The 23,523-nt window shown below is 42.3% G+C and carries 11 protein-coding genes; 10 read left to right on the top strand and 1 reads right to left on the bottom strand.

Features of this window, described 5'->3' with window-relative positions; all coding sequences use genetic code 11:
• Positions 1–2: 2 nt before the first annotated feature.
• The 10 genes from WAE59_RS09470 to WAE59_RS09515 all read left to right on the top strand — a co-directional run bounded on the left by WAE59_RS09470 (position 3) and on the right by WAE59_RS09515 (position 19,149).
• Positions 3–2,396, top strand: a complete 2,394-nt coding sequence (locus WAE59_RS09470) for a glycoside hydrolase family 127 protein (protein ID WP_337855708.1) — start codon at positions 3–5, stop codon at positions 2,394–2,396.
• 16 nt (positions 2,397–2,412) lie between these two features.
• Positions 2,413–4,569: a family 43 glycosylhydrolase gene (locus WAE59_RS09475; protein WP_337855709.1), complete on the top strand. Its 2,157-nt coding sequence runs from the start codon at positions 2,413–2,415 to the stop codon at positions 4,567–4,569.
• Positions 4,566–5,696, top strand: coding sequence for a glycoside hydrolase family 88/105 protein (locus WAE59_RS09480; RefSeq protein WP_337855710.1), 1,131 nt, complete (start codon positions 4,566–4,568; stop codon positions 5,694–5,696). Before WAE59_RS09475 ends, WAE59_RS09480 begins: the two co-directional genes overlap by 4 nt.
• Positions 5,693–6,940, top strand: coding sequence for a DUF2264 domain-containing protein (locus WAE59_RS09485; RefSeq protein WP_337855711.1), 1,248 nt, complete (start codon positions 5,693–5,695; stop codon positions 6,938–6,940). The genes WAE59_RS09480 and WAE59_RS09485 overlap by 4 nt, the downstream gene beginning before the upstream one ends.
• Before the next feature lie 5 nt (positions 6,941–6,945).
• Positions 6,946–8,253 (top strand): BNR repeat-containing protein, encoded by a 1,308-nt coding sequence (locus WAE59_RS09490; RefSeq protein ID WP_337855712.1) that lies wholly within the window; start codon positions 6,946–6,948, stop codon positions 8,251–8,253.
• Positions 8,254–8,376: 123 nt separating this feature from the next.
• Positions 8,377–10,899, top strand: a complete 2,523-nt coding sequence (locus tag WAE59_RS09495) for a glycoside hydrolase (protein WP_337855713.1) — start codon at positions 8,377–8,379, stop codon at positions 10,897–10,899.
• Between the two features lie 549 nt (positions 10,900–11,448).
• A complete protein-coding gene (locus WAE59_RS09500) occupies positions 11,449–14,691 on the top strand; it encodes a SusC/RagA family TonB-linked outer membrane protein (RefSeq protein ID WP_337855714.1) in 3,243 nt (1,080 codons plus the stop codon).
• An 18-nt stretch (positions 14,692–14,709) separates the two neighbouring features.
• Positions 14,710–16,656, top strand: a complete 1,947-nt coding sequence (locus WAE59_RS09505) for a RagB/SusD family nutrient uptake outer membrane protein (RefSeq protein WP_337855715.1) — start codon at positions 14,710–14,712, stop codon at positions 16,654–16,656.
• A gap of 23 nt (positions 16,657–16,679) precedes the next feature.
• Positions 16,680–17,882 carry a DUF4959 domain-containing protein gene (locus tag WAE59_RS09510; RefSeq protein ID WP_337855716.1) on the top strand — a complete coding sequence of 401 codons (1,203 nt, stop codon included), beginning with the start codon at positions 16,680–16,682 and terminating at the stop codon, positions 17,880–17,882.
• Positions 17,883–17,913: 31 nt separating this feature from the next.
• Positions 17,914–19,149 carry a DUF4998 domain-containing protein gene (locus WAE59_RS09515; RefSeq protein ID WP_337855717.1) on the top strand — a complete coding sequence of 412 codons (1,236 nt, stop codon included), beginning with the start codon at positions 17,914–17,916 and terminating at the stop codon, positions 19,147–19,149.
• Between the two features lie 64 nt (positions 19,150–19,213).
• On the opposite strand, the gene WAE59_RS09520 is transcribed toward WAE59_RS09515, so the two are convergent.
• On the bottom strand, positions 19,214–23,257 hold the full coding sequence (locus tag WAE59_RS09520; protein ID WP_337855718.1) for a hybrid sensor histidine kinase/response regulator transcription factor: 4,044 nt from the start codon (positions 23,255–23,257) through the stop codon (positions 19,214–19,216).
• Positions 23,258–23,523: the final 266 nt, after the last annotated feature.

The raw sequence follows: 23,523 nt of genomic DNA on the forward strand, positions 1-23,523 counted from the left end.
CCATGACGCTTGCTAAACTCATTGATAAGGCGATAAAATATGTGCTCATCTTGCCGCTCAGCATTTGTTGGGGACTGTTGCCGGCGCAGCAAAAATATCCCTTTGAGTTGTTTCAGTCACAGGAGGTGAAGTTGCTGGATGGGGTGTTTAAAACAGCCCAGCAAACCGATCTCGGCTATATGCTTGCATTGGATGCCGATCGACTACTGGCACCCTACCTGAGGGAAGCAGGGTTAAAGCCACTTGCGCAAAGTTATCCCAACTGGGAGAATACCGGTCTGGATGGACATATAGGGGGACATTACCTTACAGCATTGTCACTCATGTATGCAGCTACCGGTGATGCCAGAATAGAGAAGCGGCTAAAATATGTGCTCGCTGAATTGAAGAGATGCCAGGATGCGGGTAAAACAGGTTACATTGGTGGGGTACCAGGGAGCGTAAAGTTGTGGGAGGAGGTAGCAGATGGAAAGATTGATGCAGGAACTTTTAGCCTCAACAGCAAATGGGTACCACTTTATAATATCCATAAGGTATTTGCGGGTTTGCGGGATGCTTATCTATATACAGGCAATGTTCAGGCAAAAGAGATGCTGATCAAATACAGCAATTGGTTTGTTTGGTTAACGGCTAAATTGAACGATGGGCAGATTCAGCAAATGTTGAAATCTGAACACGGTGGGATCAATGAAGTACTGGCGGATGTCTATGAAATAACCGGAGATCAAAAATACCTGAAGCTGGCTTATCAGTTTTCTCATCATGCCATCTTGGATCCCCTGGCTCAGGGCAAAGATCAATTAAATGGCATTCATGCCAATACACAGATACCTAAGGTTATTGGATTTAAGCGTATCGCAGACGTAAATAAGGACAGTACCTACCAGAAAGCTGCTTCGTTCTTTTGGAATGAAGTAGTCCGGCACCGGACTGTGGCAAATGGAGGTAACAGCGTCAGGGAGCATTTTAACCCGCTAAATGACTTTTCAGGGATGATCAACAGTGTAGAAGGGCCTGAGACCTGTAACAGCTACAATATGCTGAAACTCACAAAACTATTTTATGAGTCAGAGGGCTTATGCAGTTATATTGATTATTACGAACGTACCGTTTACAATCATATATTGTCGTCCCAACATCCCGGTAAAGGTGGATTCGTCTATTTCACACCAATGAGGCCAGGGCATTATCGCACATATTCCCAGCCAGAAACCAGTTTCTGGTGTTGCGTTGGCTCAGGATTGGAAAATCATGCGAAATATAATGAACTGATCTATGCGCATCGGGGTAATGAACTTTACCTAAATCTTTTCATACCGTCAAGCTTAAACTGGAAGGAAAAAGGGCTGAGTTTTGAACAGCAAACGCAATTTCCAGAATCAGAAAAAACAACTTTTATAATGACTGGCGGTAAAGCAAGTCGCTTTACACTGAACGTCCGGTATCCTGTTTGGGTTTCAGCGGGAGCGATGAAGATTTTGCTGAATGGAAAAGCGACAAGCTTTGAAGCAAAACCGGGCTCCTACGCGTCGATCACCAGACTTTGGAAAAAGGGCGATCGTGTAGAAATCGTACTTCCAATGAAGACCTATACAGAAAAGATGCCTGACGGATCAAACTACGTAGCGGTGCTTCATGGCCCCGTTCTCCTTGCTGCCAAAACAGATACGGCAAATATGAAGGGTTTGTTTGCTGATGAAAGCCGGATGGGACACATTGCTTCAGGAAAACAATATCCCCTGCAGGACATGCCGATGTTTATACATGATGAGCAGGACATCACTTCATTCATCCAGCCGGTCAAAGGTAAAGCGCTAACTTATACCGCCTCAGGACTTATTCATCCAGCACGCTACAAAGGATTGGAGTTGACACCCTTTTATAAGCTGCATGATTCCAGATATGTTGTCTATTGGCAGGAAGAAACTACAGCCGGATTACAGGCTTTAAAAGTGAAGATGGCGGAACAGCAGCGTATTGCGGATGACCTGGCCCGGATCACGATAGATATGGTTTTTCCCGGTGAACAGCAACCAGAGTCTGACCATTTTTTCAAGGCAGAGCAATCCAGTAACGGGGTGTTCCAGGACCGGCATTGGCGTACAGCCAAAGCCTGGTTTAGTTATGAGTTGACGGATGCAAAAAAAGAAGCTTACAGCTTGCGGCTAACCTACTATGGAAGGGATAAGAACCGCAAATTTAAGATATTGATGAATGAGCAGCTGCTTGCTGCGGTGAGTTTGGATGGTCGCATGGGCGATAAATTTTTTGAGGTCGATTATACCATCCCTCAGGAAATACTAAAAATGGCATCTTCAAAGTTAACTGTTAAGTTTGTTGCAGAGGATGGCTCAGAAACAGCCGGGGTCTATGAACTTCGCCTGTTGAGAAAATGACATAAATGAACCACAAATGAATACACAAATCAATTACCTACGCTTTATATTACTAAGCGTCCTCTTTTTTAGCTTAAGTGGAAAGCCTACATTTGCACAAAAAACGAAAAATACGGCTTACCTTTTCACTTATTTTACGGGAAATACCGGAGCAGAAGAAGCCATTAGGTTTGCCCTGAGCAGCGACGGCTATACCTATCGCGCCTTGAATGGTGATCAACCTGTGATCAGTTCTTCGGTAATCAGTTCCACTGGCGGCGTGCGCGATCCACACATTTTACGCGGTGCGGATGGAAAGACATTTTATATGGTGGTTACTGACATGGTATCGGCCAAAGGCTGGGATTCTAACCGGGCAATGGTCTTATTGAAATCTACTGACCTGGTCAATTGGACTTCAAGCATCGTCAATATCCAAAAACGTTTCCCGAATCAGGAGAACTTACTCCGGGTCTGGGCACCTCAGACAATATATGATAAAGAAGCAGGTAAGTATATGATCTATTGGTCTATGAAACATGGATCAAGCCCAGATATCATCTACTGGGCTTATGCTAATAAAGATTTTACAGATCTGGAAACAGAGCCGAAGCAGCTTTTCTTTAGCCCGACAAACGGCCCTTGTATCGATGGCGATATCATCTTCGATCAGGGAAAATACCATTTATTCTATAAAACAGAAGACAGTGAAAAGGGAATTCGAGTAGCAGTATCCGACAAGTTGAAGGAAGGATATGTGATGCGTCCGGGCACTGTACAGCAGACCAAAGATCCCGTAGAAGGAGCAGGCGTATTTAAACTCAATAATGGTGAAGGATACATCCTGATGTATGATGTGTATACGAAAGGACGCTACCAGTTTACGAAGACAAAAGATTTAAAAAACTTTACAGTCGTAGATCATGATGTGAAAATGAACTTTCACCCACGCCACGGCACAGTGTTGCCAATTACGACTGCAGAAGTAACAGCCTTACTGAAAAAATGGTATACAGGACCAGATGTAGTTGGCTCTGCACAATCTCCAGCCATAAAAAAAAATAATGTGGTGATCGATACGGCAAGCAAAAAGGTTTATCTGCCGGTAAAAATGGGTACTTCATTGAAATCTTTTGATCCAGGATTTGTCGTCTTTCCAGGTATGAGTATTAGTCCAAGGGGACCATATGACTTCACAAAAGGACCTGTGAAAATAAAAATTAAATTACCTGGTCATGAGGAGGTTATTTATGAGCTAAGTGCTTCCGTAGATCTGAATCCAGTGCTGAACGGTTATTATGCTGATCCGGAAATCCTCTATTCCAATAAGACCAAAAAGTATCATTTATATCCTACCAGTGATGGTTTTAACGGTTGGTCAGGAACCTATTTCAAGACATTCTCTTCGCCAGACCTGGCAGAATGGAAAGACGAAGGGGTGATTATCGACTTACCAAAAGACGTAAGCTGGGCAAAGAAAAATGCATGGGCGCCTACGATAGCGGAAAAGAAAGTTGGTGACGGTTATAAGTATTACTATTATTTTACCGCCGCCCAGAAAATTGGTGTAGCTGTATCAGACGATCCATCCGGTCCTTTCAAGGACAGTGGCAGAGCGCTGATTGCTGGCAAGCCTGCAGGGATAAAAGGAGGGCAAGAGATTGATCCGGATGTATTTACAGACCCTAAAACAGGCAAGAGCTATTTGTATTGGGGTAATGGATATCTGGCCGTGGCTGCGCTAAATGAAGATATGATCTCCATAGATTCTGCAACGGTTAAGGTCATCACTCCTGATAAAACTTTTAGGGAAGGTACAGAAGTGTTTTTCCGTAATGGTAAATATTATTTCTTATGGTCGCAGAACGATACCCGTGATGCAGATTATGGCGTGAGGTATGGTACATCAGATACTCCGACTGGGAAGATCAGTATTCCTGAAAATAACCTGATCCTATCAAAGGATGTGTCGCAAGCTATTTATGCCACTGGCCATAATTCCGTAATACAAGTGCCTGGAAAAGATGAATGGTACATTGTTTACCATCGTTTTACCCGGCCGGCCGGTATAAGTATGGGCCAGTCAGCAGGCTATAACCGCGAAGTATGTATCGACAAAATGGAATTTGATGCCGCGGGCAATATCAAGATTGTGAAACCAACCCTTAAGGGAATTAAGCTGTCGAAGAAATGAAGCACTACCTGATCGCGATATGTCTTACTGCATCTTTGCTGAGCGTGTCTGCACAAGCGCAAGTCAGTAAAACGCAAATACTGGAGACCATCAAAAAGGCGAATGATTATTGGCAGGCTAACCATAAACCGGAGGTCCGCGCTTTTTGGGATGAGGCAGCTTATCATACCGGTAATATGGAAGCATTTTCGATTACCGCTGAGGAAAAGTACAAAGATTATTCGGAACGCTGGGCCGGGCATAACCAATGGATGGGTGCGAAGTCTAAAGATAGATCGGAATGGAAATATAAATACGGGGAGAAGGATGATTATGTGCTTTTTGGCGATTGGCAGATCTGTTTCCAGACCTATATAGATTTATATCATTTGAATCCGGAAGCACATAAAATTGCACGTGCTAAGGAAGTCATGGAGTATCAGATGAGCACTTCTGCAAACGATTACTGGTGGTGGGCCGATGGGTTATATATGGTGATGCCGGTGATGACTAAACTGTATAAGGTAACCGGAAACAAGCTATATCTCGAAAAATTGTATGAATATTTCGAGTACGCCAACAGCATCATGTACGATCAGAAGACCGGTTTATATTATAGAGACGCGAAATATGTGTATCCTAAACATAAAAGCGTAAATGGTAAAAAAGATTTTTGGGCCAGAGGCGATGGTTGGGTTTTCGCAGGCCTGGCCAAAGTGCTGAAGGATCTGCCTTCGGATGATCCGCACCGCGAAGTATACCTGAGCAAATATAAAAAACTGGCAAAGGCGATTTTGAAAAGCCAGCAGCCGGAAGGTTACTGGACCAGGAGTATGCTGGATAAAGATCATGCACCCGGGCCGGAAACCAGTGGCACATCATTTTTTACCTATGGGTTATTATGGGGAATCAACAATGGATATTTGAAAGAAAAGGTCTATTTAGGAGCGGCAGAGAAAGGTTGGAAGTATTTATCTGAAGTAGCTTTGCAGCAGGATGGTCGTGTTGGCTATGTGCAGCCGATAGGGGAAAAAGCAATTCCCGGTCAGGTAGTAGACGCCAAATCGACCGCCAATTTTGGTGTCGGTGCGTTTTTACTTGCAGCAGCTGAAATGTATAGATATCTGGATAACAATAGTAAAAAATGAGAAATTATAAAATCATCACATTTGTCCTTTTGCTTTTGCAGATCAACACACTTTGCTTTTCGCAAAGGCGAAGTTCTGCCAAAAAAGCTCAGGTAATGAGTGATCGCAAATACTGGCTTGCAGAAATGGATAGAATGGTAAAGCCGGTATTGAAAGGTCTGGCTGCAGATAGCCTGAAAATTATCATGCCCAAAGTTACTTCCATTCACGTAGACAATAAAGCCCATCGCATAGAAGTGCAATACCTGGAAGTTTTAGGGAGGGTACTTTCTGGAATAGCGCCCTGGATTCAACTGGAAGACGGCGATCAGGATGAGGTAGCCATGCGGAAACAGTACAGGAAATGGGTGATCAGCGGGCTTGGTCATGCGCTGGATTCCAATGCCAGGGACTTCATGCGTTTTGATATTGGCGGACAGCAGCTTGTAGACGCTTCATTTCTATCGATAGCCATATTGAGGGCGCCCTGGATCTATGAAAATCTGGCAAAACAGGAGCAAGATCGACTGATCGCATCCATAAAAACTACAAGAAGGTTCAAGCCGGTATTTTCCAACTGGCTTCTTTTTTCCGCAATCAATGAAGCATTCCTGGCAAAGCAAGATCTGGAATGGGACCCGATGCGGGTGGACTATGCTTTACAACAGATGGAACAATGGTATGTGGGCGACGGGATGTATATGGATGGTCAGTCTTTTGCATTCGATTACTACAACAGTTTTGTAATCCATCCTTACCTTGCCGCAATCTCGGGAGTCATCGGAAAGAAAACGAATGCTTACCAGGCAATGTTCGATAAAATAAGAAAGAGGAATGAACGCTATGCGGTGATTCAGGAACGGCAGATCAATATAGACGGAACCTATGCTGCTACAGGCAGATCGCTGATCTACAGGGGGGCAGCTTTTCATCATTTAGCAGATATGGCATGGAGAAGGGCTTTACCAAAGGAATTGAAGCCAGCCCAGGTTAGGTCTGTGCTGACGGCAGTATTAAAAAAGACGCTGGAGAGTCCGACGACCTATAAGGATGGTTGGTTGACTTTAGGCTTGTATGGTTCGCAACCCAATATCGGGGATTTTTACAACAATCAAGGTAGTCCCTATCTTTGCACCGCATTGTTTCTGCCATTGGGGCTTTCTGAAAAAGATCCCTTCTGGGCCGATCCTGCGCAAAAATGGACTGCTCAAAAGGTATGGACAGGAGAGGATGTACCAAATGATCACGCATCCAGTTTAAAATGATAAAGATGAGCAGGAAATTCATATTCATGATTTTTTATAACCTGTTGAGTATGGGCTTGTATGCGCAGTCGAATTCGGTTATCAGCACCATCGCGGAAAATGGATGGGCCAGTAATTCAGTGAATACTGTAGTGTTCCGGAAAAATTCCCTGGTTACTTTTAAAAACACGCAATATGTTGGTTATTATGATGCTGAACAGTATTTGGTGGTTGCCAAACGCAGAATCAATGATTTGAAATGGGAAGTTTTACGGAGCGCCTATAAGGGAGATGCCGCAGATGCACATAAGTCCATCAGCATTATGGTGGATGGAAAGGGATACCTTCATGTCGCCTGGGGCCAACACAACAATCCACTTAATTATGTGAAATCCCTGGCTCCGGGTTCGCTGAATCTAGGAGAAAAGGAAACCATGTTAGGTTTGAAAGAAAGCAAAGTGTCTTACCCTGAGTTTTATAGACTCGCTAGTGGAGACATTCTATTTATGTACCGCGATGGAGGATCCGGAAATGGGAATATGATGATTAACAGGTATGACATGAAGACCGGCAGATGGGAAAGGGTGCAGGATAACCTGATTGATGGGGAAGGTCGGCGAAATGCTTACTGGCAGACCGCAATGGACAAGAATGGAACCATACATCTATCCTGGGTGTGGAGGGAGAGTCCGGATGTAGCGAGCAACCACGACCTTTGTTACGCCCGTTCTAAAGACGGGGGGCTAACCTGGGAAAATTCTCAGGGAGTAACGTATCAATTGCCAATACATCAAAAAAATGCAGAATATGCTGCGATGATTCCGCAGAAAAGTGAATTGATCAATCAGACCGCTATGTTTGCAGATGATCGCGGTAATCTATACATCGCAGGATACTGGAGAGACCAGAATTCTCTGATCCCTCAGTATCATTTGGTTTATTATGATGGTAATGTCTGGCGAGAACGTAACCTGGGTTTTCGCTCGACAGCGTTTACGCTTAGTGGTAGCGGTACAAAACGTATACCTATATCAAGGCCCCAGCTCGTAGCCTGGAAAAGCAAAGGTCTTTTGAGTGCAGCCTTAATTTTTAGAGATGCAGAGCGGGGAAGTAAAGCCTCAATTGCTGTCTGTAAAGATTTGGTTAAAAATATCTGGAATGTAACTGATCTTAGCGACGGATCAGTGGGCGACTGGGAGCCCAGCTACGATACGGAGTTGTGGACTGAAAAGCATCGGTTAGATCTTTTTTTGCAGAAAGTAGAACAAATAGATGGAGAGGGGCGAGCGAATACTAGGCCAACGGCTGTTCAGGTATTGCAGTGGAAGCCTTAAAGCCTCCCGTTCTTAGTTAAAATATAGTCGGATATAGCTAATTATGTAGGAAAATATAAGGGCTTTAATGGCTTAATTTACATTACACAAATTAACCAGAATTATTCAACTCTAATTAAAGCCATGAAACTTAAAAACTTTTGGTTTGGTCTCGCCCTGTTGTTGCTTTCTCAGACCGTCAATGCGGCTAAGCACCTTAAAAAAGACATTCAGGATACTTCGCTAACGAAGTACGTAAAAGTCAAATCATTTACCTCAGGTAAACCTTGGTATGATACTGAAGGTAAATTGATCAATGCTCATGCTGGTGGAATCATTTTAATCAACAAAACTTATTATTGGTTTGGTGAAAAAAGAGGTACACACCGCTCGGAAGGAGTGAATGTTTATTCATCAAAAGATCTTTATAATTGGAAGGCTGAGGGACTGGCTCTGGCACAGTCTGATGATCCGGCGAGTGACATTACTAAGGGCTGTCTGATGGAGCGACCCAAGGTCATTTACAACAAAAAAACAAAAAAATATGTAATGTGGTTCCATTTAGAGCTGAATGGGAAAGGATATAGTGCTGCCAGAGCCGGTGTCGCGATCAGTGATAAAGTTACGGGTCCTTATGTTTATCTAAAAAGTTTCAGGCCCAATGGAAACATGTCCCGGGACATGAACCTGTTTGTAGATGACGATGGCTCCGCCTATCATATTTATTCTTCAGACGAAAATATGGATCTTAGGATCGTAAAACTTAGCGATGATTACCTCGAAGCAACAACTGAAGACGTAAAACTATTCCGAAACCAAAGAGAAGCACCGGCCTTATTTAAGAAGAACGGGAAGTATTTTCTGATCACCAGCGGATGTACGGGATGGGCACCAAACCGCGCGAGTTTACATGTTGCGAACAGTCTTTTTGGCCCCTGGGAATTTAAAGGTGACCCAATGAAAGGGCCTGGTGCGGAGAAAACATTCGGTGCACAATCAACTTATGTCCTTCCTTTAGGAGGTAAGGATGGTGGGTTTATATTTATTGCAGATCAATGGAACCCCAAAAATCTGATGGACAGCAGGTATGTTTTTCTACCCATTCAGTTGAAAGACGATCAGGTTAGTGTCGAGTGGAAAGCCGACTGGACATTCCCCCTTAAAGATTCTATCGTCAACATCAGGATCGATTTGAAAAAACGGGCACAGACTATAGAAAACATTGGTTCTTCAGGTTGTTGGTTTTCCGAAGGAATTGGCAAATACTGGCCTGCGGAAAAAAGAGAGAGCATTGCTGAGTTGCTTTTTAGTAAGCAATTCAATAAAGAAGGGCAGCCGCTCGGAATTGGTCTTTCTTCCTGGCGATTCAATATTGGTGCGGGAACTCTTGAGCAGGGAGATAGTAGCGGAATCAAGGACTTCAGAAAGCGGTCAGATTCTTTTCTTAACAAGGATGGAACTTATGACTGGACGAAACAAGCTGGTTATCGCTTTTTCCTGCAAAAGGCTAAAGATTATGGCGTAGAAACGCTGATTGCTTTCTCCAATTCTCCGCCAGTGCAGTTTACCAAGAATGGACTAGGGTTTAAGACCGAAAAGGACTATAAGTCTAATTTGCGTGAGGATGCTTATGGTGCCTATGCAAAATTCCTGACGAATGTCTTGAAGCACTTTGAAATGAAAGGACTGCGATTCAGTTATGTCAGTCCGGTGAATGAACCGCAATGGGACTGGTCGAAAAAATACATGGAAGCAGATCAGGAGGGTAGCCCCTGGACGAATGAAGAGATTTTTAAAATTACTAATCTATTGAATACCGAGTTGGTCAATCAGAAAATCAATAGCGAGATCTTGGTAACGGAGGCGGGGATGCTGGATTACCTGTATGGTAGTACGGGGCCAGCTTCTCGACAGATCCAGCGTTTCTTTGATCCAAAAAGCCCAAATTATATGGGTGATTTTGAGAAAGTACCTAAAATTATAGCAGGGCACAGTTATTTTTCGGAATCAAATGATACGGTTTTAGTGAATACCCGGAAAAAACTGGCAGATACTTCAAAAGCTTATGGCCTTCGTTATTGGCAATCCGAGTACTCGATGCTGGCAGATGGATTCAGAGATGGCTCAAGGGGGCAGAGAACTGCTATGGATTGCGCTTTGTTTTTGTCGAAAGTCATCCATTCCGATCTTAGTATCGGAAATGCTACTGCCTGGCAATTCTGGAATGCATATGAACCTGGATCTGCAGATTTCAACACAAGATATTACCTCATAGCATTACAGCCAAATGCCGATTATCAAGATGGAGAATTTAAAGTCACTAAAAATTTATGGGCTCTAGGGCATTATAGTAGGTTTATCCGCCCCGGAATGACGCGTGTAGCAGTTGATATCCTTCAGGATGATGCCTATAACGCTATAAACAATTTATTGGTGTCTTCGTATGTGGGAGATGATGGAAAATTGGTTGTGGTAGCCACAAATTATGGAGCGGAAACGGTAGCGCTAAATATAGATCTAAAAGGAGCTGGTCGTACATATACCAGCGGGATCAAGTATTTAACAACTGCAGAGCAAGGGAAAGATATGATCCCAATGAAGATTGAAGCTAAGTTGAAGGGCATATCCACGCCACCGCGCTCTATCACTACGATTGTCCTCAACTGAGGGTGAATTTTACAATAATCAAGGATTTATACCAATTTTCGTTATTTAGGGTTAAAATATGGTGATTATGTGTTAAAATATAGTTATCATTTTGATTTAATAGTGGATACTTTTAATAAACGTCAATTAGACGATTATTAAAAGTGTTCACCGTTTTTTTGTTAGGGAAAAAATGGATCACTAACCAAATTTTAAAACCAAATATAGCGTATGAACAGACTCCACATTTTTTCTGTAGAACTCTTTTAATTTGAGTTTCAAATGAGACATCCGGCGGGTAAAGCCCGATGGTTCTGTCAATCGTATGGCATGAGGTAGCTCTTTGGCCATATTTATTTCACAAAATAAATAAACGTTAAACTGACATTTAAATTTACATGCATCGTTGATGCGTGCTGGAATTCTAATATCCAAACCATTTATAACATAAAAACCAAGTATGAACACTAGAAAGGGATTAAATCCTAAAATTCGAAATCTCCCGGAAGGGGCTCTGGTACTATTCCAAATCAATTGTATTTCAAGTTCACTTTTCCATTATCGCATTATATGAATAAAATTATACAAGGTTTATATAGCAAAATCGGGGCACTGTCGGTGCTGGTTTCGCTATGCTTCTTAGGTACGGGAGCAATGGCCCAGGGTCAGGTAACTGTCAAAGGGATCATCAGAGATTCCGTGGGTGGGCTGCCAGGTGCTGTGATCAAAATTCAGCAGGCAAGTAACCAAGGCACGGCCACAGATAATTTCGGCCGTTTTACGATAAGTGCTAGTAAAAATTCAACCTTAATTATCAATTGTATTGGATTCAAACCAAGACAAATCCAACTGGCAGATCAACGTGTAAGTGCAGATAATGTCATCAATCTCGATATCCGGCTGGAGAACAGTACAACAGATCTCGAAGAGGTGGCCATTACGGGTTTCGGTAATACCCAGAAAAAGGCCAGTATGGTCAGTTCAATTACCAGTGTAAGTGTTAAAGACCTTAAAACTCCTTCATCCAACCTTACCAATGCTTTAGCAGGTAGGGTCGCGGGCATCATAGCCTTTCAAAGTAGTGGGGAGCCAGGTTTAGGGACGGACAATTCGACTTTTTATATCCGGGGTCTTTCTACTTTTGGAACTGGAAAACGCGATCCATTGATCTTGATTGATGGTGTAGAATCAACACCTACCGATATGGCCCGACTACAGCCCGATGACATTTCGGATTTCTCTGTTTTAAAGGATGCAGCTGCTTCCTCTATTTATGGTGCAAGAGGTGCAAATGGAGTAGTCTTGATCAATACAAAAATGGGTATGGATAGTAAGCCTCAGTTCAATTTTACTGTGCAAAACAGAATCTCCAAAAATACCAGGGATTATGAGTTCGCAGATAACATTAAATACATGAGTATGGCTAATGAAGCAGCCTTGACCAGAACTCCTAATGGGATAGAGCCTTACTCTCAGAACAAGATCAATAGTACAGCAGCAGGTGCAGATCCTTATCTCTATCCAAATAATAACTGGTTGGATCAGCTGGTTAAAAACTATACCATGAATCAGGGCTATAACTTAAATATCTCTGGAGGTTCTAATCGCGCAAGGTACTACATAGCCGGTACCTTAAATAAAGACAATGGCAATCTAAAAATTGATCCAATAAATGATTTCAACACTAACGTCAATTTAAAGAATTATTCCATCCGTACTAACATTGATTTTAATGTGACCAAATCAACTGTGCTGATTGTCAGGATGTACGGACAATTTGATGATTATCAGGGACCGATTGGTGGTTTCAACGAGCGTGGAGAGCGGATATCTGGAGGTGAAACTACGTTTAGGAATGCCTTGAATGCAAATCCTGTCATGTTTCCCGCGGTTTACCCTGCTTCCAAACTACCCTTTATAGAGCACCCACTCTTTGGCTCTGCGCAGACAAGGAATACTGATTTGAGTCTTACCCCTACGATGTATTTAAATCCTTATGCAGAGATGGTGAAAGGTTATCAAGTTTACAAAACTTCAAATTTGCAACCTCAAATAGAATTGAAGCAGGATTTGAATGGCTTGACAGAGGGTCTATCTGCCCGTGCTATGGGATATCTAAGAAGGGTATCCTTCTACCGCGCCAATAGGGCTTATTTGCCATTCTACTATTCTGCGATCATAAACCCGCAAGATCAGTCTTATAATTTAGTAGCATTGAATGATGGGGGACAAACTTCCTTAAGTCCGGTAGGTCGTGAAAATTTAGACTTTCAACAAGATGCTAAAGAAATCGACTCAAGAATGTGGTTGGAAGGTTCGGTGAATTACAACCGCGTCTTTGATCAAAAGCATTCAGTCGGGGGCATGTTGGTTTCCTACATGTCGGATTATGAAAATATAAATACAAACGATCTCATACAATCGCTGCCTGCAAGGAATGCTGGTATATCTGGCCGTTTTTCTTATGGTTATGACGACCGCTATCTGGCAGAATTTAATTTCGGTTATAATGGTTCAGAGCGGTTCGACGTGAGAAATCGCTGGGGCTTTTTCCCTTCAGGTGGTATTGGTTATCGGATTTCCAATGAGAAGTTCTTTGAGCCTTTACGCAACGTGATTTCAAATTTGAAGTTTAGAGCGACTTATGGAATCTCGGGTAATGATGCTATCGGAACAAGTCTTCAAAGGTTTTTCTACATGTCCAGGGTTAATTTGCAAAATGCAGCTTATGGTGCTTCGTTTGGACGCAATGACGGTGCCGCTATATACAATCGGCCAGGAGTATCAATTGATAGGTACGAAAATGCAGACATTACCTGGGAGCGCTCGAAGCAGTTAAATCTTGGTATGGACTTGACCATAGCTAACTCGGTAGAGTTAATCGTGGATGTTTTTAAACAAAAGCGAACCAACATTTTACAGTCTGCACAGAACATAGATCGTGCTGCAGGTTTGATGACTATACCATTTTCTAATTTTGGAGAGGCGAATTCTAAAGGTATAGATCTTTCGGGTAGCTACCGTAAAACTTTATCTAAGGATCTATGGATTAACGCCAGAGGAACCTTTACCTATGCTACTACTAAAACTGTAAAGGTTGATGAATTGCCTTACCCTGCTGAATTATCCTATCTGTCCAGGAAAGGTGCTGCAATTAATCAGGCCTATGGATATATTGCTGAACGCCTTTTTGTAGATGACGAGGAAGTAGCGAATTCACCTATCCAATTCGGAGATAGGGGATTGAGAGCTGGTGACATCAAATACCGTGATATCAATAATGATGGATTGGTGAATAGTGATGATCAGGTGGCTATTGGTTATCCTACTGAACCGGAAATCACTTATGGCTTTGGTTCTAGTTTTGGCTATAAAAAATTCGATTTCAGTTTTTACTTCCAGGGTTCAGCACGCTTTTCTTTCTTCATCAACTCAAATCAAATACAGCCCTTCTATCAGAGTGGCGGTTCTCAAACAGGCTTGCTTAAGGCAGTGGCGGATGACTACTGGTCAGAAACCAATGGTAATTTATATGCCTTCTGGCCCAGACTCAGTACCTGGAGAGTGCCAAGTAATAACGTAACCTCTACTTGGTGGATGAGAAGAGGGGATTTCCTCAGGCTGAAAAATGTGGAGCTCGGATACACTGCCTCGATAAAGAAGCTTAACGTAAAGAGTGCAAGAATATTCTTTGCAGCTACAAACCTATTTGTTTTGAGCAACTTCAAGCTTTGGGATCCGGAGATGAGAGGAAATGGGATGAATTACCCGCTCCAATCTCTATACAATATTGGCTTACAGGTTAATTTATAATATAAATACCTATTAGAAATGAATAAGAAAAAAATAATCGCAACCGCATTCGTTTTCACAGTGCTTTGTATTGTGACCTCTTGCAAGAAGTTTCTGGATATCGTTCCGGACAATGTTGCTGTGATCGATAATGCATTTAAACTTCGAATAGAAGCAGAAAAATACCTTTTTACGTGCTATTCTTTTTTACCGAAAAATGGCGATGGCTGGTTTAATGCCGGAATGATGTCTGGAGATGAGATTTGGATGCCGCAAACTGACCAGGCGACCTGGCACCCGGCATTTCGCATCGCTCAAGGTGAACAAAATAGGAATGCTCCATGGTTCGATGAATGGGGAGGCGATCGAAAAGGTGGTGATGGACGCTTCAACTACTTAAATATGTTTGTGGCGATTCGCCATTGCAACGTGTTTCTTGAAAATATTAAAGACCCTACTAAGGCACCTGATTTGGGTATTGCCGAGCGTGAGCGCTGGATCGGGGAGGTGGAGTTTTTAAAGGCTTATTATCACTATTATTTGATGAGAATGTATGGCCCTATTCCAATTATCGATGTAAATGTTCCAGAGTCTTCTGCTCCTGAGGCCTTGTATTATAAGCGTGCACCTATAGATGAAACAGTGAATTATCTTTCAGGTCTTTTAGATGCGGCTGTAGAAAAACTTCCGCAGAGAATATCAGATGAAAACAGGGAACTCGGGCGAATCACCAAGCCGATCGCTTTAGCTGTAAAAGCTAAACTGCTACTGATGGCGGCCAGCCCATTATTTAATGGCAACTCTGATTATGCTGGCTTCAAGGACAAGGAAAATACGGTGTTTTTCAATCCAACTTTTGATCCTCAAAAATGGGAAAAGGCAAAAAACGCGGCAAAAGCTGCGATTGAATCGGCCGAATTGAATGGTGCGGTATTGTATACTTATACTAACGATTCCTATGGGCTAAATGCGGAGACCAAAACCCAATTGAACATTCGTAATGCGATAACTACAAGGTGGAGCGCGGAACATGTTTGGGGTCTATCTAATAGTTACTTTGTTAACGAAGCATTGTGTATGCCTCCGATGGCAGGTATTGCAAATGTGGACCGATTCCAGCTACAGGGAGTATGGGCTGCACCATTGAAAATTGCAAAAATGTTCTATACCAAGAATGGTGTTCCTATTGATGAGGATAAAACGCTGGATTTTGTTAACTACATGCAAACAAGGGTGGCCACTACTGCAGAACGCTTTCTGGTTGAGCCGGGATTTGCTACCGCGAGGCTCAACTATGATCGCGAGCCTAGGTTCTATGCTGATCTTGGCTTTGATGGCGGTAAATGGTATATGAAAGACGCAACCACTACTGGCAGCGACGTAAACTCTGTTTATGTCCAATCGAAGAATGCGCAACGATCGGGATTTGGTCACTTCACCAATTGGAATGAAACCGGATACTTCATCAAAAAACTTGTTCATTGGGAGTCTACCACAAACACAAACAATGCGCCTAGCTGGAAAACCTATCCTTGGCCGGAAATCAGATTGGCAGATTTATACTTGATGTACGCAGAAGCATTAAACGAAGCAGAGCCTGCATCTGCTACAGCTATCACGTATGTTGATCGCGTAAGGACAAGAGCCGGACTAAAAGGGATCGTGGAATCCTGGACAACCTATGCTAAAAATCCGTCAAAACATACGACCCAGGCTGGCCTGCGTGAGATCATTCGTCGTGAGCGCCTTATAGAGCTCGCTTTCGAGGGACAACGGCTCTGGGACCTTCGCAGATGGAAGCTATCTGCTGAAGAACTGAATAAGGACATTACGGGCCTGAGTATTCTAGGTAAAACAACTGAAAGTTATAATATTGAGCGAACGATATTCAGCCAGACGTTCATTGCACCTCGAGATTATTTCTGGCCGATAGGAGATACGGAAATTAGAAAGAATCCAAAACTGGTACAGAATCCAGGATGGTAGTTTATACATTAAGTACTAAGATTATGAAATCGGAAACTATAACAAAATGCTTGCTGTTATTTACACTTCTCTGTATACTATTTTCCTGCAAGGAAGAGGAGTTAAGGCAACCAGCAGAAAATGACACCACTGTTCCACAATTGGTGAGTAATGTGAAGGTCGAAAACCTAAGTGGTAAGGCCAGAATTACCTATAAATTGCCAAATGATAAAAATTTGTTGTATGTAAAGGCTGTCTTCACATTGGCCAACGGTACAAATTTCGAGGCAAAATCTTCCTTTTATAAAGATACCGTGGTGGTAGAAGGTTTTGCAGATACTCAGGAACATGAAGTAAAACTCTACTCAGTGAGCAGGAGTGAAGTCCTGTCAGAACCCACCATTGTTAAGGTAAAGCCTTTGGAGGCACCTTTTCAAAAAGTATTTAAGAGCATACGTGTATTAGATGCGTTCGGGGGCTACAACTTGACTGCTACCAACCCTACACGAGACAACATCTCTATTATTGTGATGAGAAGAAATGCATTCAATGAATTTGAAGTAGATAACTTCAAAAGTATATTCACGCGAACTGATGCCGTTCTTTCTAAAATTAGAGGCTTAAGTACCACCAAGCAGGAACTGGCTATATTTGTAAAAGACAAATGGGGCAATAGTTCAGATACACTCTATACTGATATTAATCCGATTTTTGAGGCAAAGTTAGATCCTCAGCTCTTCAGAGCTTTAGTGTTGCCGGGAGATGCGCCTCAGGTGACAAATGGTGCCGCCCTCGTTTACGCTTGGGACGGTAGACTGGGCTGGCCGTACACGAGTTTTACACATCAGATTAACGGTGGAGATGTGCCTCATATGGTTACTTTTGATACAGGTGTTTCTGCAAAATTAAGCAGAGTTTGGATCAGGCCTTTTCCTGAAGGTACAAGATACTACTACTTGTCGACGATGAAGAGATTTGAAATTTACGGTTCATCAAGTCCAAATCTCAACGGTGCATTGGATGCCAGCTGGATATTGCTGGGAAGTTATACGGTGGTTAAACCTTCAGGTCTTCCTTACGGAAATGACAACGCTGAAGATCAGGCGACAGCAGCAGCTGGCTTTAGCTGGGACGTTGATTTAGCGGCACCAAAAGTGCGTTACCTCAGAATTAGATGTTTGGAGAACTGGGCTGGTGGTACTGCGCAAAGTATCAATGAAATTGAAGTGTATGGTGCAGCACAGTAAGCAATTTGATTCATTAATTAGAACTAAGGACATGAAGTGTAGAATTCAAAATAATATAAAGAAGACCATTGCGGTATCGTTTGTAGCAATATTATTATTTGGCTGTTCAAAGTCAGATGATTACAAAAAATATCAAGCAGATGGCGACATCCTTTACTCGGGTAAGTTGGATTCGGTAAAGATTAACCCTGGTAATAACCGGGTTCAGTTGACAGGTATTTTGAAAGCAGATCCGAAAATTAACAAGATTAAGATTTTCTGGAATGATAAAAAGGATTCTATCGAATATCCAGTAAACATGAACACGGATCCTCGGAAATTCGCTAAAACTTTTGCTGTAGAAGAAGGTATCCGGAGTTTTCTGGTATACACCTATGACGCTGATGGAAATAGATCGGTAGGAGTGAATGCTGTGGGGAGGATATACGGTCCTCGGTATGCTGGTTCCTTGAATAATCGCGTAATCAGCAGTGTTGCTCAGGCTAATGGTGCAACCACTGTTGATTGGCTTCCTATAGATCTTTCTGCAGGGCCCTTTGCTACGGAAATCCGGTATACATCATCCACAGGTGTTAAGACTTTGAGAGTGCCTGTTGCGGACGAAAGAACTGTTCTGAGAGATGTTGCTGCATCAGCCTCAACATTAAGTTACAGAACTTTATTCTTACCTACTAAAGCAAGTATAGATACTTTCTATACTGAATTTGCCCAAGTGGGAATTTTCAAAGAGGTCACTTCTCAATATTTATTAAATACCAGGATTCCTTTTACAACTTCTGCTAAGGGAGACAGATGGGGTAACCCCACAGATTGGATTACCAATTCAGCGGTGAAAAACTTTACGCTAAATAGCAGCACAAAATATGGTGGTGTGGATGCTTGGTTCGGTGGTCCTCAGCTCGCAATGGAAGCGGGATGGTCCACAGATAATATGGTGACCATTACCAATGGTAAAATTTACCAAAGCCCAACTTTGCCTGCAGGTTTATACACCCTTGAAATGGACATACCAGATTGTACCTCCGGGGGTGATTTTTATACGGTTGCTGCGGAAGGTGATGGCATTCCGAACACGGAAAATATCAATGCATCTCTGGCTTTCGCAAAGACCAATTCTCCTGGAACACACAGAATCACTTTTACGTTAGCAACGGCCAAGAAAGTATCTCTAGGCTTTGTGGGTAACCTCCCCAATAAGGGTGGTGGAGATGGTACTTTCTGGAGGATCAGTCAGGTAAGATTAAAGCAATTACCTGCTGTCAACTAAGGATTTGTACATTTGATCATAAACAAGGCTGCTTCAGAATATTTTGAGGCAGCCTTGTTTATTTCTAACTTAACTTATACCCTTTGCCAAATGATTTTCTATATTTTTTGATGTATTCAGAAGGCCGTAAGCCAAATAACTTTTGAAACTGCTCCCTGAAGTATTTGATGTCCGTAAAACCAGATTCCAATGCAACTTCATTCACGTTATGTTCCGTATTGATAAACAACTGGGCGGCATTTCTGAGCTTTATATAACGGATAAATTCATTGATCGTTTTGCCTGAAATTGCCTTCACTTTTTTATATAATGCCGAATGGCTCATTCCTATTTCATCAGCCAAAGTCTTAATGCTGAAATCAGGATTATTGAGGTTTCTTTCTGTAATGGAAATACATTTTTCTAGAAAGTCTTTATTCTCTTGAGACACCTTGGAATTGTCTGATTTCAAAGTGATCTTATCATAGAAATAGTTCTGCAAGGTGTTTTTGCTCTTCAGCAAGTTCGCGACTCTCGCCAGTAACATATCCTTATCAAAGGGTTTGGTAATGTAGTCGTCTGCTCCACCCTCTATGCCTTTTAGTTTGATTTCCGGGGAGGAGCTTGATGTCAGCAGGATCACCGGTATGTGGCTTAAGGTAGGATCTTCCTTAATTTTGGTGCATAGTTCTACTCCGCTTAACTCTTGCATTACCACATCTGTTACGACGATATCTGGCATATGTTGTCTTACCATCAATAAACCTTCTTCTCCGCATTTTGCTTCATATACAGTATATTTCGTGGCAAACAACTGCTTGATGTATTTACGGATTTCTTCGTTATCATCTACAACGAGGATACCGGGCTTGTCTGTAGTGAAGTCAGCAGTAAGTCCATTTTCCGATGCAACGGCTTCGGTTTCATGTAGCTCAGCAATTAGTTCATTTATAAATACTGGACTTTCATTTACATCTTCATAGATCGCCTGATTTGAAAACTGTGTTTTTCCTTTGGATAACCTGACTAAGAAATCTGTCCCTTCGCCCGGATTGCTGGAGTAACTCACCTGACCAGAATGGAGGCTGATGAACTTATTTACCAAATAAAGACCAATTCCGAAGCCAGTTTTCGCTCCCGGGTTTTGTTCAAATACCTGATAGAAACGATCAAATAGTTTGGTACCCACCTCTTTGGGGATACCGATTCCCGTATCAGTGATGTGAATTGATACCTCATCAGCTGTTTCTTCAATTGAAATTCCAATGGCACCTCCATCCGGTGTGAACTTAAATGCATTGGCAATAAGATTGAATAAGGCAATCTCAATTTTCTCCTTATCGATATAGAGATCTATATGTTCTGCGCTGCTGCTAAACGTGAAATTGATCTGCCTGGCCTTGGCTTGCTGACTGAAGCAAAAATAAACCTCTTTACAAAAGACAACGAGGTCGGTCTTTACGATCTTCAGGTTGTCGGCGTCAGATTTTCTGAATAAGAGCAATTGATCTACCAGGCTCAACAGCCTCCTGGCATTCCTGTACACTACAGTTAATTCTTTGGAGTCGACCTGACCGCTATTGTTTAAGAGTTCTTTAAGTGGATTAATGATCAGGGTAAGTGGGGTACGGAATTCGTGAGACACATTGGTGAAAAAAGCCAGTTTCTTTTCGTTGAGTTCCTGCTCCTGAGCTACCTTTAAATTTGCCAAATCGATCTGGTACCGCAATGTCGTTTGACGTTTTTGGTAATTCAGATAAATGTAGATCAGACCAGCGGCGACGGTTACATAAAATAGGTAGGCCCAGTAAGACCTCCACCATGGTGGCAACACCTTGACGAGAAGGGTACGTTCATTGTCAAGCCATTTGCCCTCCGCATCGGTAGACTTTATTCTCAACGTGTAATTGCCTTCTCTCAATCTGGAATAGTTTATTGTTCTGTTGTTGCCAGACTCGTTCCAGTTTTCGTCCCATCCTTCCAGGAAATACGCATAGGCGATTTTGTTGGGAGAAGAATATTCCAAAGCAGCAAAATCAACGGAAAGCACAGCTTTGTCGTAGGGCAAAGTAATCTTTTGGGTGTCGTATATATTTTCTTTTTCCTCAAAGTCCTCATCTTGCTCGTAAGGGATATTATTTATCCGAAGTCCAGTAATCAACAATTGTGGTTTGAGTACATGCGACTCAATTTGCTCAGGTCTGAATAGGTTGAATCCTTTAATACCGCCGAAGAGAAATTCCCCTGAGGTAAGCTTCAATGCAGCATTGTAGTTAAACTGTTTACTCTGAAGTCCGTCAGTCTCATGGAAATTTTTGATCTGTTTGCTGGAAGGGCTCAGTCGACTCAAACCGCTAAATGTGGAAATCCATAGGTTCCCTGGCTCATCTTCCAAAATGTTAAGTATTGAATTTCCGGACAATCCATCTCTTTGGGTTAGCACCTCGGAGCGGCCGGTTTTTCTGTCGAAACGTAACAGTCCTGCACCCTCAGTTCCTATCCAGAAATTACCATTTTTGTCTTCGTATATGGCCCTGACTGCAGCATTCATTTTAAAGACCTTATGATTTCTTCCAGTTGGATCGATCCGGATCAGCGAAGAAAAAGTCCCCATCCACAATACGCCTTGCCTGTCTTCCCGAATTGTGATTACATTTTTGAGGCCGGCATCAAAAAGCTCAAACTTATCCAATTGCCGGTTAAATTTATAGGTTCCTCCATCAGTGCAAGTACCTACCCAGATGTTGTTTTGTTTGTCCTGATAGATACTCCATGTATTTCTATCTGTAATTCTGCTTTTTTCATTAAAACAGGTATAATGACTAAAGTTACCTTTGGATGCATTGAACTTATTAATCCCACCTCCATAAGTGGCCAGCCAAATGTTGTTGTCCTTATCTCGAAGGATGCCCGCCACGTTATTATTGCTCAATGAACCAGGATCGGAAGATTTATGACTGTAACTGTTGAAATTGCCATTTTTCCTATTCCAGTAACTGAGGCCTTCTCCATCTGTACCTACCCATACATTCCTATGCTCATCTTCACAAAAAGATAAAATGAAATTGCTGATCAATTGGTTCGGTTTAAGTGGATTAGAAGTGATGGTTTTAAACCGGGCCCTGTGCTGGTCTATCACATTTATTCCTCCTCGCAGCGTACCGATCCACATGCGTTGGTCTTTATCTTGAAAAATGGTATTCACTGCTCCACTGGTCAGCAATCCGGCCTCTTTACCCGGGCGCAGGTAATCAGAACTTTCATCGATAAGATTGTAGGTGCCGATTCCATCACCATCGGTTCCGATCCACAGCCTGTTGGCTTTATCCACTTGCAAGTCAAATATATTTGCGCTGAACAGCGTATTTCCACGATCACGGTAGGAATATAGCTTTTTGCTGGCGATCTCATATTTATATAGGCCAGATTCGTTTCCAATCCAAATGTTTCCCAGTTGATCTGGTTCCATACAAGTCACATTCATGTGAAGCTTGTTGACAGGTATTATTCGCTTACTCGTCGGCTCATAACGACAAAGCCCCTTTCCCTGGATATAAAGCCAGACGTTATCCTTATGATCTATTTTTACAGATAGTACCGGATATCTGTTTGAGCGTTCTTTTCCTTCCGTGTAGAAAATACTGGTTGCCAACTGGCTGTCTGCTCCATAGATGAGTAACCCTTGTCCGTCAGTCGCTATGTAAACGTTTCCAGCCTTATCTCTGGCAAGATCATTGACTGCATGAGATGCGATTTCATTTTTACCATTATTCTGAAATTGGATCATCCTAAACTTACCTGTCCGGCTCTCATAAAGACTCAGTCCTTTTTTCGTGCCAACAATGATGTTGTGCCGGGTATCTTCTTGAATAGCCACAATACGATTGTCTGGCAGGGAGAATTGATCATTGGGATCATTTTTAAATAGCTGAAATTTATAGCCATCATATCGATTTAAACCCTCATAAGTTCCGAACCACATGAAACCATATCGATCCTGATAAATGCTGGTTACTGCATTATTGGATAAGCCATTTTCGATTCCTAAATAATACAAATAAGGTGGATCAATGGCTTTTGAATGAAGAAAGCTGAAAACAAAGAGAATCAGATAACAATATCTTTTCATGAATAAACAGGTACCCCAGGATTTGGTTAGATCGAACTGGTTCAAATATACGATTTCACCCCTTCTATTTTACCATAATGCCCCTCATAAATGTGCTGATGTCGTAGTTAGATTTGCTCAAACCAAATTATAAAGATATGAACATTCAGCAGCGCAGCTCATCTCATTTTAGCACAATTCATCACGTTTATTGCCATATAACCAGTCAGGTATGGAAGGATAATAACCTGTTATAATAAGCTAAAATATGGCGATACTGCTATATT

The organism is Pedobacter sp. GR22-6 (genome assembly GCF_037402555.1).
Lineage (GTDB): Bacteria > Bacteroidota > Bacteroidia > Sphingobacteriales > Sphingobacteriaceae > Pedobacter.

What these genes read in the sequence shown, in the direction of transcription:
- WAE59_RS09500 (WP_337855714.1), top strand. Translation starts at nt 11,449, where the DNA reads ATGAATAAAATTATACAAGGTTTATATAGCAAAATCGGGGCACTGTCG.
- WAE59_RS09490 (WP_337855712.1), top strand. Translation starts at nt 6,946, where the DNA reads ATGAGCAGGAAATTCATATTCATGATTTTTTATAACCTGTTGAGTATG.
- WAE59_RS09520 (WP_337855718.1), bottom strand. Translation starts at nt 23,257, where the DNA reads ATGAAAAGATATTGTTATCTGATTCTCTTTGTTTTCAGCTTTCTTCAT.
- WAE59_RS09470 (WP_337855708.1), top strand. Translation starts at nt 3, where the DNA reads ATGACGCTTGCTAAACTCATTGATAAGGCGATAAAATATGTGCTCATC.
- WAE59_RS09475 (WP_337855709.1), top strand. Translation starts at nt 2,413, where the DNA reads ATGAATACACAAATCAATTACCTACGCTTTATATTACTAAGCGTCCTC.
- WAE59_RS09480 (WP_337855710.1), top strand. Translation starts at nt 4,566, where the DNA reads ATGAAGCACTACCTGATCGCGATATGTCTTACTGCATCTTTGCTGAGC.
- WAE59_RS09515 (WP_337855717.1), top strand. Translation starts at nt 17,914, where the DNA reads ATGAAGTGTAGAATTCAAAATAATATAAAGAAGACCATTGCGGTATCG.
- WAE59_RS09505 (WP_337855715.1), top strand. Translation starts at nt 14,710, where the DNA reads ATGAATAAGAAAAAAATAATCGCAACCGCATTCGTTTTCACAGTGCTT.
- WAE59_RS09495 (WP_337855713.1), top strand. Translation starts at nt 8,377, where the DNA reads ATGAAACTTAAAAACTTTTGGTTTGGTCTCGCCCTGTTGTTGCTTTCT.
- WAE59_RS09510 (WP_337855716.1), top strand. Translation starts at nt 16,680, where the DNA reads ATGAAATCGGAAACTATAACAAAATGCTTGCTGTTATTTACACTTCTC.
- WAE59_RS09485 (WP_337855711.1), top strand. Translation starts at nt 5,693, where the DNA reads ATGAGAAATTATAAAATCATCACATTTGTCCTTTTGCTTTTGCAGATC.